The 14,059-nt window shown below is 44.7% G+C and carries 10 protein-coding genes; 5 read left to right on the forward strand and 5 right to left on the reverse strand.

All coding sequences use genetic code 11. The annotated features are described in order from the left end of the window. The first annotated feature begins 9 nt into the window (after positions 1-9). The 4 genes from GYX26_RS05890 (at position 10) to GYX26_RS05905 (ending at position 4,186) form a co-directional block, all read left to right on the forward strand. Entirely contained in the window at positions 10-1,269 is a 1,260-nt protein-coding gene (locus GYX26_RS05890; RefSeq protein WP_174828491.1) for an HlyD family secretion protein, read from the forward strand. Next, entirely contained in the window at positions 1,266-2,666 is a 1,401-nt protein-coding gene (locus GYX26_RS05895; protein WP_174828492.1) for an efflux transporter outer membrane subunit, read from the forward strand. The genes GYX26_RS05890 and GYX26_RS05895 overlap by 4 nt, the downstream gene beginning before the upstream one ends. Positions 2,667-2,814: 148 nt before the next feature. Further along, on the forward strand, positions 2,815-3,654 hold the full coding sequence (locus tag GYX26_RS05900; protein ID WP_100091427.1) for an RnfABCDGE type electron transport complex subunit B: 840 nt from the start codon (positions 2,815-2,817) through the stop codon (positions 3,652-3,654). Between the two features lie 88 nt (positions 3,655-3,742). Next, entirely contained in the window at positions 3,743-4,186 is a 444-nt protein-coding gene (locus GYX26_RS05905) for an META domain-containing protein (RefSeq protein ID WP_100113135.1), read from the forward strand. Positions 4,187-4,313: 127 nt separating this feature from the next. Here the strand turns inward: GYX26_RS05905 and fumC are convergent, their stop codons facing one another. Next, positions 4,314-5,702, reverse strand: a complete 1,389-nt coding sequence (gene fumC, locus GYX26_RS05910; RefSeq protein WP_174828493.1) for a class II fumarate hydratase — start codon at positions 5,700-5,702, stop codon at positions 4,314-4,316. Between the two features lie 385 nt (positions 5,703-6,087). Between fumC and GYX26_RS05915 the strand changes: the two genes are divergently transcribed. Then, complete coding sequence (locus GYX26_RS05915) at positions 6,088-7,854, forward strand: sodium:proton antiporter (RefSeq protein ID WP_174828494.1); 1,767 nt, start codon at positions 6,088-6,090, stop codon at positions 7,852-7,854. A gap of 340 nt (positions 7,855-8,194) precedes the next feature. On the opposite strand, the gene sbmA is transcribed toward GYX26_RS05915, so the two are convergent. From sbmA to recD, 4 genes are all read right to left on the reverse strand, one after another. Continuing rightward, complete coding sequence (sbmA, locus tag GYX26_RS05920) at positions 8,195-9,397, reverse strand: peptide antibiotic transporter SbmA (protein ID WP_174828495.1); 1,203 nt, start codon at positions 9,395-9,397, stop codon at positions 8,195-8,197. A gap of 160 nt (positions 9,398-9,557) precedes the next feature. Beyond that, on the reverse strand, positions 9,558-10,877 hold the full coding sequence (locus GYX26_RS05925) for a phosphoethanolamine transferase (protein WP_174828496.1): 1,320 nt from the start codon (positions 10,875-10,877) through the stop codon (positions 9,558-9,560). 521 nt (positions 10,878-11,398) lie between these two features. Further along, positions 11,399-12,106, reverse strand: coding sequence for a 5'-methylthioadenosine/adenosylhomocysteine nucleosidase (locus GYX26_RS05930; protein ID WP_174828497.1), 708 nt, complete (start codon positions 12,104-12,106; stop codon positions 11,399-11,401). 146 nt (positions 12,107-12,252) lie between these two features. Beyond that, positions 12,253-14,037: an exodeoxyribonuclease V subunit alpha gene (recD, locus tag GYX26_RS05935; RefSeq protein ID WP_174828498.1), complete on the reverse strand. Its 1,785-nt coding sequence runs from the start codon at positions 14,035-14,037 to the stop codon at positions 12,253-12,255. Positions 14,038-14,059: the final 22 nt, after the last annotated feature.

Raw genomic sequence — 14,059 nt, forward strand, 5'->3', positions numbered from 1 at the left:
AGGATTATAATGACTAACACACCGCAAAACAGACCTGACCAAATCCCAGAAACTGGCCAAAACCAGACTGAAAAACCGTTATCATCCGCCAGCAGTACTGGTAGCGGGCAAACATCCGCACAGGTAGCCGGTAGTCAGGCTGGCTCGAATCAGACGGCAGGTAGTTCTACAGCAGCAGACAAAAGTAATCCACCTCCTGCCCAGCCAGTAGCCAGCCAGTGGCAACCACCGCAACGCAAATGGTTTGTTACTGCCATACTGGTACTGATACTGATGGTAGGTATCCTGATGATTCTACGTGCCTGGCAATTACCACCATTTCGCAATTCCATGGTTTCTACCGATAATGCCTACGTGCGCGGCCAGACCACAATCATCAGCCCGCAGGTTACTGGATACGTGACTAAAGTATATGTACAGGATTTTGACGACGTTAAAGCCGGCCAGCCATTAATCCAGATTGATGACCGCATCTATAAACAAAAAGTTGCTGCGGCTGAAGCCGGAATTGGCCTGCAAGACAGTAGTCTGGCCAATTATGAGCAAAATCGCCGCAGTAAAGAAGCCACACTGGCGGCACGTGCAGCGGATATTGCCAACGCACAGGCACAGCTGGAAAAAGCACAAGCAGACATGGCTCGTGTAAACATACTGGTAGCCGATGGCTCGTTGTCTTTACGCGAGCGTGACCAGACACGTGCCGCATTGAAACAGGCTCAAACCGGCGTAGCCCAAGCCAAAGCACAATATCGCGTGGCTCAGGAAGACTTGAAAAGTACTCATGTCAACAAAAGCGGCCTGAAAGCAAACGTAGATAATGCACACGCTCAACTGGGATTGGCGCAGATCGACCTGTCCAATACAGTCGTGCGTGCACCTGAAAATGGCCGCTTGAGTGAAATCAGCGTTAAAAACGGCCAGCTGGTGAATGCTGGCACACAATTAATGTTTCTGGTACCAGAACGCAAATGGGTAGTAGCCAACTTCAAGGAAGCACAGACAGCTCATATTCGTGTCGGCCAGCCAGCATGGTTTACCGTAGATGCACTCAATGGTACCAAAATCAGTGGTACCGTAGAAAAAATTTCTCCTGCTGCCGGTAGTGAATTTTCTGTCATCAAACCGGACACCACCACAGGTAACTTTGTTAAAGTACCGCAGCGTATTGCCGTACGTATCCGCATTGATAACCATAATGAATTTTTCGAACGCTTGCGCCCGGGCATGTCAGTGGTGGTGAGTATTGACACAACCAGAGTGAAAGCATGAAAGCATCTTTAGTCCAATTTTTTGCACTAACAGCACTCTCCATCTGTATAAGTGGCTGTATTCCCCGGATTCCGAGTATTCCGGCAACAGCACGGGTAGAAGCACCGGCACAATGGCATGAACAATATACTCAAACAACACAAAATGCGGATGCACAGTGGTGGACACAACTGAATGATCCGGTTTTAGATCAGCTCATCAACGAAGCCCTTGCCAATAACATCGATATTGCTCTGGCACAAACGCGGATACAGGAAGCACTGGCTCAGGAACATGCCTCGCGCGCTTCATTATTACCCAGTCTCGATGCCAGTGGTGGTACTACCCGGCAAAAAAGCCTGAATGCCTTTGGCGTGGCTACCATTACCAGAGTTGAACAGCCGGCTTTTCAGGCTGCCTATGAACTGGATATATTTGGTAAAAACCGTAATGCGTTTAAAGCTGGCCGCCTAAGCCGGCAGGCTACCGAAATTGCTGCAGCAGCTACCCGCCTCAGTGTCATTACTACCACAGTTAAATCCTATATTACCCTGCGGGCGCTGGACGAAAAACTGAATCTATTGCAAAAAACACTGGATGCACGTCAGCGTGAACTCAAAATTGCCCAGTCCAAGGCCAACGTAGGCTATACCTCACAACTGGAGCTTAATCAGGTACAAGCAGAGTATGCGGCCACGCTGCAACAGATTCCGGTGATTCAATCCAGCATCAGCCAGCAGGAACATGCACTGAGTATGCTGGTAGGCAGTAACAGCCGCACGATCGAACGGGGCTTATCACTATCTGAACTGCATGCACCAGCCATTCCTGCCATACTGCCTTCCGATCTGATGAAACACCGCCCGGATATCGTGCAGTCATCATTATTACTGGCCGCTAGTGACGCCACTCTGGCTTCGGCACAGGCAGAATTTTTACCATCAGTAAAAATCAGTGCCACACTTGGCCGTGTGTTTTCTACTGCACCCATTAAAGAACCAGTTAATATATGGAGTATAGGTGGCAGTATACTGGCACCTATCTTTGAAGGAGGTAAAATTCAGGCCAATTTTGACCTGAACGTGGCCAAACGGAATGAAGCAGCCTGGAATTATCGCAAAACCGTGCTGACGGCACTAAAAGAAGTCGAAGACCAGCTATCTGCCAGCTATCGCTTGCAGCAACAGGAGCAGGCTCTGGGAATGGAGCATGATGCACTGGCCAATGCCTTGCACCACGCAACCAATCGCTACCGCGCCGGTTATTCTCCCTATCTGGATGTGCTGGATAGCCAGCGTAATCTGCTTAGTGTGGAAAGCCAGCTTATTCAGAGTAAGGCCGATTATCTGAACGCACAGGTTTCACTGTATCAGGCTTTGGGTGGAGGCTGGACAATAAACACAAGGCCTAGCTATTAATCAGCATAAATTCAAATATCATCACAGTATGTGCAGGCAACGGGTACATTTGTCTTCAGAAAAAAAGGCCTGAATATGTCTGCAAATTTGCTGATCGGCCTGTATGTTAGAATAGCTGTTTTCCAGTATTCAGCTTCGCAGTTTTATCATGTCTATTGCTTCAGAACACATTGACCGGCTCCTACCCCAAACACAATGCAGGCAATGTGGTTATCAGGGATGTTCTCCATATGCACAAGCGTTAAGCCGGGGTGAGGCTGCCATTAATTTGTGCACTCCGGGTGGTGCTACGGTCATCAGGGATTTGGCGCAATTACTGAATGTGCCAGTATTGCCTCCTGCCGACCCGCTCAAAGCGGAGCAGCCCAAAGCAATAGCTGTGATTGATGAAGCAGAATGCATTGGTTGCACCGCCTGCATCAAAGCTTGTCCGGTTGATGCCATTCTGGGCGCTACCAAACAAATGCACACCGTTATCAGCAATGAATGCAGCGGGTGTGAATTATGCATTGAGCCCTGTCCGGTAGACTGTATCAGCATGCAGCCAGTACAAGAACATTGGCTGCCCCGTGCTCGGCAATTGGCCGAAAACCCACAGGACGAGCGTTTTGCTGCTGCCACACAAGCCAATGCGCGTTTTCAGCACCGCACGGCCCGCCTGCAACGCTTACAACGCGAGAAAGAACAGCAATTGCATGCACGCCAGCAAAAAACAGCAATTGCAGCCACACCGGCAACCAAATCAGCCAGTAGCATCAATCCGGCCGCACTGATTGCCAAAGCCATGGCCAAAGCACAAACCCAGCAGTTACAACGGCGTGTTCCCGACAATCAGGACTCATTCCAGCAACAGCAAATCGCCAAGGCTCAGGAGCAAGCCAGTTATCGCCGTGCGATGCGTGATTTACAATATGGCAGCGAACAGCAAAAAGCTGATGCACTTGTCTGGTTACGTTTATATAAGCAACAGCGCGAATCCCAGCAATAATGCACTTAGTCTGATAAAATCAAAAAAATGATAAATTTACAAGTTATAATCAATATTAATTAATAACCTGACCTGATGAAATTCTAAAATGAAGAAGCTAAAATTGATTCTGGCATGCGTAGCTACTCTGCTTGTGCTTAATGCCTGTGCTTTTGCATACAAGCCCAATACCAAGTATTTATCCGGTAACTGGCAAATTCGTACTCTGAATGGCGAACCCACGCCTGATGCGTCTTCACGCATCCGTTTTGACCCTAATACCCATCAATACTTCGCTTATTTTGGCTGTAACCAGATAAATGGTACTTATCGCGATTTTCGCCATACCCTGCACTTAAGCCGGCCATTTGGTATCAATAAATTGTGTTCCAATATTGAAGATGAACGCACCGGCACGGGCACGCTGGGTTTCGTTGACTCATGGCGCATTATTAATGACTCTATTGGTGTACGCTTACAATTACTGGATAAAAACCGCTATGTTCGGGTAGAGGCACGTTTACTACCAGAAACTGAAAATAAAAAGAAATAAAATCTGGTGATAGCAGGAACGCATAACACAAAACAAAGCAGCCCAATTTTGTATTACCGAAAAGCGTCCCAACAAAAAGCCACATTGAATATTCATTACAATGTGGCTTTTTAGCTAGCTTACAACATTAATGCGGAGCAATCATATCTTCAGGAACTACCCATTTATCAAATTCTTCCGCAGTCAGAAAGCCAAGCTCAATCGCAGCCTGTTTCAGGCTGGTATTTTGTGCATAAGCGGTTTTGGCAATCTTGGCAGCCTTTTCATAGCCAATATGACGATTCAAGGCAGTAACCAGCATCAGTGAATGATGCAAATTGGCATCAATTTTTTCACGTACCGGTTCAATTCCTTCTGCACAGCGCAGATTAAAGCTATTGCATGCATCTGCCAGTAAACGCACTGATTGCAGAATATTAAACACCAGCACCGGCATGAACACATTCAGTTCAAAATTACCGGAAGCACCCGCTACAGTAATTGTCGCATCGTTACCCATCACCTGTGCAGCCACCATAGTCATCGCTTCGCACTGGGTTGGATTTACTTTACCCGGCATAATACTTGAGCCTGGCTCATTGGCCGGAATGGTGATTTCACCAATACCACAGCGCGGACCACTGGCCAGCCAGCGGATATCATTGGCAATCTTGTTCAGACTTACAGCCAGCGTTTTCAGGCTGCCTGAAGCAAATACCACAGCATCCCGTCCGGCGAGGGCTTCAAATTTATTGGGTGCGGTAACAAATGGTAAACCTGTCAGTTCTGCCAGTTTTGCCGCAGCCTTTTCAGCATATTGAGGATGGCTGTTCAGGCCGGTACCCACGGCTGTACCGCCCAATGGCAATTCATACAACCAATGCAACGCCTGCTGCAAACGTGCCAGGCCATGATCCAGCTGGCTGACATAACCACTGAATTCCTGCCCTAGTGTTAACGGTGTTGCATCCTGCAAATGGGTACGGCCAATCTTAACAATATCCTTAAAAGCTTCAGCTTTAGCAGCCAGCGTATCACGTAGAGCCTGCACAGTAGGAATCAGATGCTGGTTAATCTGAATGGCAGTAGCAACATGAATAGCAGTCGGAAATGAATCATTGGTAGACTGGGCATGATTCACATGATCATTCGGATGCACCGGTTTATAGCTGCCGCGCGGCTGGCCAGCAATTTCATTGGCCACATTGGCCAGAACTTCATTCATATTCATATTGCTCTGAGTGCCGGAACCGGTTTGCCATACGACCAATGGAAACTGGTCAGCCAGCTCGCCTGCCAAAATACGTTCAGCTGCCTGCACAATCAGACTGGCACATTCATCACTGATGCGTCCAAGCTGCTGATTGGTTAATGCGGCTGCCTTTTTAACCAGAGCCATCGCCTGAATCATCGCTGGTGGCAAGGTTTCACCGCCAATGTCAAAATTCTGTAGGCTACGCTGAGTTTGCGCACCCCAATAAACATTTTCAGATACAGCGATTTCACCCATGCTGTCATGTTCAATACGTGTATTCATATCGTCTCCATGATTGTTCGCTCATTATTATTCAAATAAAAACAATAATTTGCATACCAGTCAGGTATTAATTACATTCCCAGACCCTCTAGAATATACTTAATCCCCATTTCCATTATAAGCAGGCTTAATTGTGCAGTGATTCAACCAACTTAGCCACCAATTTATTGCATTTATAAACAGATATTAATACAAGAATAGGATTTTATTATTAATTTTTATGATAATTTACTAATATATACCAAAGTAGTTTTTTGCTGTACAGCCTGAGTGCTCAGTCGGCAGGTAAAAGATCAAAGCGCCAGTGTCTATATAAATCAAAATAACAATACGCTAACGAGTTTGTGGCAGAATAGAAATCTGGTAAACAACAAAAGCATAAGTAATGGATATAGCCTTTCAGTTTTCAGCATTACTGGCACTGGGCATGGGCGCACAATGGCTGGCTTGGTATCTGAAACAACCATCCGTACTGTTTCTGCTGTTTGCCGGCATCATCATTGGTCCTGTACTGGGCTGGTTTCAACCTGATGTCGTGATGGGAAACCTGCTTTTTCCCTGCATTTCACTTGGTGTAGCCATTATTCTGTTTGAGGGTGCCCTCACCCTGCAATTTCATGAAATCAGCCAGCATGGACGCATTGTTCAGAATCTGGTCACACTGGGTGCACTGATAACCATCGCCGTGTTATCACTGGCTGCATACTGGCTGTTTAAGCTGGATTTGCGCGTGGCCATATTGTTTGGTGCCCTTGTCTGCGTTACTGGCCCGACAGTTATTGCACCAATGCTGCGCAGTGTGCGTCCGCGTAATCAAATTGCCAATATCCTGCGCTGGGAAGGGATTATTATCGATCCGATTGGCGCCATTGCAGTAGTGCTGGTGTATGAATACATCGTTTCCAATGGGCACGAAAACTCACTGCTACTTTTCAGCAAAATTGTGCTTGTGGCCATCATCTGCGGTGGTTTGGGTGCTGTGTTTCTGGCCAATGCCATCAAGCGCTACTGGTTGCCCGAATACATGCGCAATGTAGTGACCTTTGCTTTTGTGCTCACTGTATTTTCTCTATCCAATTATCTGGAAAGCCAGTCCGGTCTGTTAACCGTTACCATCTTGGGGCTGGCACTGGCCAACTGGCCACAATTCCCCCGACAAAGCATACTGGCCTTTAACGAATCCCTCACCCTATTATTTATTCCTACTTTATTTATTATTCTGGCTGCACGCATGGATGTGGCAGCGCTGCTGGGGCTGGGCTGGCATGGTTTGGCCTTGTTATTCATCGCCATGTTTGTTGCCCGTCCCCTAGCCGTATGGTTTTCATCTATCCATTCCGGCTTAAGCATGCAGGAAAAGCTGATGATAAGCTGGATTGGGCCACGTGGTATCGTCGCTGCATCCATTGCTTCACTGTTTGCGCTACGCCTGCAAAATCAGCATTTAGCTGGAACCGAACTGCTGGCACCGATGGTTTTTCTGATTATTATCGGTACAGTGCTGATTCAGGGCTTAGGTGCAAAAACCATTGCCAGCCTACTCAAGGTACGCGAGCCGGGTAATAATGGCGTACTGATTGTTGGCAGCAATGAAGTAGCCCTCATGCTGGCCAATACCCTCAAACAACTGAATATCGATGTTTTAGTGGCCGATTATCACTATGTACAGATTGCCCGAGCACGCATGCAGGGGCTGCGAACCTATTTTGGCAATCCCGTTTCAGAAAACGCACAAACCCAACTTGACCTGATTGGCATTGGCCATCTGTTTGCCGTAAGCCGTGATAAAGAACTGAATACTTTATGTGAGCTACAGTTTCGGCATGAATTTGGTGAACAGAATATTTACCGCATCCGTTTTGCCGAAGAGCAGGATTTAACTTCCCGCGCACAAAAACAGCATCAGTACGTATTCCGCCAACTGTTTGAAAAAGATGTTATTTTCAGTAGACTGGAAAACATGCTCAATAAACAGGCAAGGATTAAAATTACCAATATTACTGCTGCCTATGATTATCAACAGTACTGCCACGATCATCCGCAGGCAATACCCCTGTTTCTTCAGGATAAAAACAATACTCTATCTATCATCAGTACTGAATTTCAGCCTGCTACGGCGATTGGCAAAAGACTGATTGCGCTGGATTACTAGATGCATCAACAGCCTGTGCTCTAAAACACGGTTGTAATTCATCATCAGCAAACTTAAATCCAAAGTGATAATGGATAAACAACGTTTAAATTGAATCGTACAAAATAACCATATCTGGCCAGAATATTGCTTATTTATTTCATTAAATCGGCCAATTTTAAGGTTATTAGCAACATCAGATAACTAAAACAGATTTGGCCAAACAGCTTACTGCAAGCCACAACAAGTATGGATGGATTCATAACTGTTGATTCTCGCGACCGATATTTTTATTTATTCAGGTTAGCCAGTTTACGCAAAAATCATTTTCGCCATACAAATATGAGTATAATAGGTACTATTAATTCTTCTCATGTAATATCGATTCGAAAGCTTTCAGGCGTTTATGAATGGATAAAAGCTCAATAATGGTTTTCCATGAATTAATCAGATACTGAAATGATTCACGCACATTATTAAACACATTAATAATCTGGTTAATCAATCCGAGTGTCATCGTACCCGCAGCGATAGACGGTGATAACATAACCAGACCAAACAGCCCGTCTAGCTGTAAATACCAAGTGCTCACCATATTGAAATAAGCATAGTGGAAATACAAACGATAGTAATTAATCCGCACCCGCTCAAAAAGCTGTTTCAGGGTAGCAGGCTGGGCACGTTCACCATGATCTTCCCCATACACCAGCTCCTTGCGGTAGGCCGCTTCCACTTTCTGATTATTGTACTGAAGACCGGGCAACTTAATGCCCACTACCATCAGCAATACCGTACCGAACAATGACCAGCCTAATGCCGCCCAGACCAGCGAGTATTTAACTTCACCAATCAAAGGTAATACTGGTACATGGCTCGATAGCTGAAACAGAATCGGTAAGAACGCAATCAGTACCATAACAGCCCGTACCAGACTCACACTCAGCTCTTCCACAATCGTGGCAAAGCGCATGGTATCTTCCTGAACGCGTTGAGAAGCACCCTCAACAGTACGTAATTTTGGCCAGTGATCAATGTAATACTGATTCATGGCTGTACGCCAGCGAAATACATAATGGCTGACAAAAAAAGCATTCAGCATAATCACGGTTACCGCTACCATCGCAATCAGCAGAAAAGTGAGCATATTCTGATAAATATGATTGATTGGCCCGCCACCACTGCCGAGCATCTTCTGAATCATATCCCAGAACGGGCCATACCAGGCATTGATGGTTACATTTACCTGCACATTAAACCAGATATTGAACAGGATTAAGGCCGAACCCCATATTGACCAGCGCTGCCACGGATGCCGTGCCACCACTGACCAGAAAACAGCAAAAATGGTTGTAGCCAGTACAAACCAGATATAAAACCACAGAAATCCAGGCGACCAGAAACGCGACAGGCCAATAGCCAGAGGTTTATCCGCATAGCCCTGCGGCCAGCCAAACCACTCACCTGCCGCTTTACCACCCGCATACCAGAGAGCAATATTCAGACCAATCCACAAGATAGCAGACAGGAAAAACCAACGGGGCTTCGGGAAAAATGACTGAAACACAATTTCATCCTGATAAAATAACTGCCGGTTGAGAGACAAAATATTTATGGTTTTAAACTATGTTAGCTAGTGCTTTCTTCTGCCACAATGCTTACACAACCACACTGATTGTAAAGCAGCTATTAAATAGTGACTTTTATACAAAGTCAATTAATATAATCTAGTTTTGGTAAGGTCTGATTTCGTCAATGGGCAAATCCCGATAGTCAAAAATATTCAAATCTGTATCCATCACCTGAATTTTTTTACGCGGGATGAAATCTGTTGATAAAACAGAATGTGTATTTAACTCATCAATTTTCTCAATACCCATCCAGTCATAAATTAAATAATAATTATCCTCAGTAGGATATATCTCCCTATATTCACCGACCCGTCTACTATTGGCGGGCACATTTGGGCTATACCAGATAAATTGCGGTACATCTACCCCCTCTTTAGTTGGATGCACAACAGCATGCGTGTAGTCTATCTGTCCCCGTTTAATCTTAATAGTTTGCCCATGATCAGAAAAATACAATAATGAGGCTTTTTTGCTGCGTAAATGACTAAAAATTTCTCCTAATATTTTATCTGTAAAATGAATGGAATTATCATAACAGTCTTCTACCGGAGAACGCCCATTTTTAAACACCTGTTCACTTTCTGGGTATTTATTACATGCATTTTTATGACTACCATTAATGTGTAGAATAATCAATTTTTTTTCAACACTATTATCATTCAATATTTTTATAAATCGGGGCAATAAAGTATTGTCATAACCACCGTTCAACCACTCCTTAGTTTCTGCTGCATTTGCAATGGTTGTAATTAATGTATCATATTTATTAATCTTACCCTGTTTACTTAACCAGTAAGTTTTAAAGCCAGCCTGACCAGCCAGATTTACTACGTTATCGCCCAGTTTATTAATACCTCTGTCATTTATCGTCCGACTACTTAAAACATTTGGTACCACCATCAATGTTACCGGAGCCGGAGCTACAGCCTGATTAAAAATGAACAGATTTGCCCGCTCTTTGTCGATATTAGGTGTAGTTAATCTGGAATAGCCATAAAGACTTAAATTAGCACGTCTGGCTGATTCACCTATTACGACTACATAAGTATCTATATCAGTTTCTTTACGCTGTAATTTATATATAGTTTGCTGCCCAGCTACGGTTTTAAGAATATTCATATCCTTATAAGCACGCGAAAGTATGGCAAAATTATTCAACCCAGTATAAGGCCATACTTTTTCACCTAAATCAAAATTTTCCTGACTGAGTCGACCTTTAGCAATCTGCTCTAAAGCCTTAAGCGGTATAGCTACTATAAATAGTATTACAATAACTTTAAGAACACGCAAAGATAAAATTTGTGCTGTAGTTTTAATCAGTACAATTAAAATAGTAAATATAAATATTAAGCAAAAGATTATATGCCAGTAAGCGTGCAAAAACTCTATCGCTTCACTGGTATTGGAAGCTAACATAGTAATAGCTAGCTCCGCATTAAACTGGCAATGATATATCTGCAATATTATCAGCGATATACTAGTATTAAAGCACCAGACAAATAACAACAGAATCGAAAATATGCGCGTAAGCCTGCTTTTCCATAACAGAACTAACAGACAAAAATAACCAACTGTCGCACAATATAGACCAATTTGATAAATTACAGAGTAATTCGATGCACCAAGAATAGGTAAGCCACAAAAAGCAAGTAATAATAAAATTGCATACTTGTTAATAACTAACTTCAATGCTACATCCCCTATAATACAAAAATAAACAATTAAGTTTTTATATGAATAGTATAAAAATACAGTAGTTAGCTAATAAAATAGCCTAAACTATACTTAAACCTATACTAAGCCACAGCTATTATCCAAATTATAAAAATTTCTGGATTTTGCAAACGCTCCATATAAAATAAACCCAATTAATTTCCATACCTGACAATAATTAAATTCTTATATATCAAATTTTACTCAATAATCATGCTAAAACTCTACGGTTTGTGTATGGATATCAGATTGATTATCATCTTTGCTGAGTGAATGGCTGCCTGCTGCAAAAACTGCTCAAAACTAATTGAAGCATTGGCGTCGCCATTGTCTGAAATAGCACGAATAATCACAAAAGGGACATTGAGCTGATGGCAGGTTTGTGCAATTGCAGCAGCTTCCATTTCCACGGCTACCACATCAGCAAAATTCTCTTTGATAAAACGGTTTTGTTCAGCGGTACCGATAAACTGATCACCACTCACGATTAAACCAGTATGGATTTCAGCACCAGTAAACACTTGTGCAGCCTGTTTGGCCGCATCAATAAGATGCTGGTCAGCAAAGAATCTTGGTGGCAATTGTGGTACCTGACCAGGCACATAGCCAAAAACAGTGACATCAACATCGTGATGAGCCACCTCATTACCAACCACTACATCCCCAATCTGAATACCAGCTTTCAGGCCACCAGCACTGCCCGTATTAATAACATAATCAGGTGCAAACCGTTCAATGATAACTGAGGTGGTAAGCGCTGCGTTGACTTTACCTATGCCGCTCAGGGCAAGAATCACCCGTACCCCTTTAATTTCACCCTGATGAAAATGTACCGCTCCGGCCACACTATCCTGCCGGTTATCCAGCTGTTCAAGTAAATAATCCAGTTCGGGCTGCATTGCGGCAATAATTGCAATTAAAGGTTTATCCATGATTCAGTCTTTGTGATATTTCCTGATAAAGCAGAATAGCATAAATTTATTCCACCAACCAGAATATTATAGATACATAAAATTAAGTTTCACAGCATGGATTGTCAAAGTAAGCAGGCAAGATTAAAGCCAGCAAATAGGCAGAATTAAAATAAAGACAACTGTGATTGTTTTTTAGCCAATAGAGCCAAGGCTGCACTTAATCCGCTGCGCCGCTGCTGGTTATTTTTTATACCTTGTGCCAACTGTCTGGCCGTACCACAAAAAGTAAATTGCTGTCTGGCGCGTGTAAGTGCTGTATACAAAAGAGAACGATTAAACAGAGGATCGTCTGCTGCTGCCTGCGCCTGAGGAGCCAGTAACCACACACTATCGTATTCCGAACCCTGACTTTTGTGCACGGTAATCGCAAATGCAGCTTCATGTTGAGGCAAACGGCTAAGAGAAATAGCACGATAGTTCGCACCATCGGCAAAATAGGCAAGCAGGTGTCCCGAATTATCCCTATCCGGGAGAATGACACCAATATCACCATTAAACAAACCAACCCCATAATCATTCTGGGTAATCAGAATCGGCAGACCTGCAAACCAGCTATCAGTATTCAGATGTAACTGCTGGCGTAAATAACGCCGGTACTGCTGGTTAAATGCTTCCGCATCAGCACGCCATGCAGTCAATACCATAATATCTGTTAGATGGCTGAAAACCGCTGCGATATTATTTTCAGCCACCGCCTGCCACCACATTCGCTGCTGTGAATATAAATCGCGGCTCAATCGCTGCATATCAGCCTGCTGCAATTGCAACTGTGCCGGGAAACTGGTTACTGCATTAAGTGCTGCACTATCGTCACCATTGATACAAGCCGTTGCCAACGCACCAATACCCTGCGTAGCGTCAAAGCGATAACTGTGACTCAAGGTAGCAACATGTGCAGCCATATTGGCTTCATTGCTGGATGGTGGTAAAGGCTGCTCTAGCAAAAGCGCTGCGAGTTGCTGTTTCAGCACAGGAGACAATACTGTCGGCTGAGATAATTCTGCCAACACATTACCGGCACCTACCGCCGGCAACTGGTTGGCATCTCCAAGCAATATCAGGCGCACATCAGGTTTTAATGCGCGCAACAGTGCCCGAAACAGGGATAAATCCAGCATGGAAGATTCATCAACCACCAGAATATCCACCGGCAAGGGATGTTCCGCATCATATGGACCCGTTAACAGCGGCGGCTGTAGTTGTAGCAACCGGTGCACCGTCTGACCTGTTAAACGTCCCAGGAATTGCATACTGCTGTCCGGTAGGGGCAGTTTATTCAGGGCACGTTGTAAAGCATTAGCCATATGAGCAGCCGCTTTACCGGTAGGCGCCACCAGCGCAATTTGTGGTGGACGCGACAACGGCCAGGCGTGTTTGAGTAATAATCCCAGAATTTTGGCAACCGTAGTTGTTTTCCCCGTGCCCGGCCCACCATTAATCACCACAAAATGCTGGATTAAGGCCAGTGCAGCCGCGAAGCGCTGCTGGGCACTGTCTGCTTCAGGAAACCAGCTGGCCAGATCGGCAGCCACAGCCGCCTCATTTATCCTTGCAGGCGCAATATCGGCCAACCGCCACAGGCTCTCAGCAATATCCTGTTCTAGCTGCCACATTCGCCCTAAAAATAAATGATTGTTTTGCAGAATAAACGGAGTATAAGCTCCGGCAGCACCCACCAAAACTCGACAGTTACGGATTGCCGCCAGATGTTCGCGGGGTACCACAATATGACTGTCTCCCCGATTGAAAGCCCATAACAGCGCGTCTGCCCATGGCTGCATAACAGCCCACTCAGTGCGTGCGGCCACACCAAGCACCTGAGCCATTGCCTGTAGCGCCGGATGGGTAGCCTGTGCGGAAACCTCAACCAGATTGACATTATCAGCCATGTTCAATCAACCATTATGACAA

The organism is Snodgrassella sp. ESL0253, from assembly GCF_013344965.1.
GTDB classification, from domain to species: domain Bacteria; phylum Pseudomonadota; class Gammaproteobacteria; order Burkholderiales; family Neisseriaceae; genus Snodgrassella; species Snodgrassella alvi_B.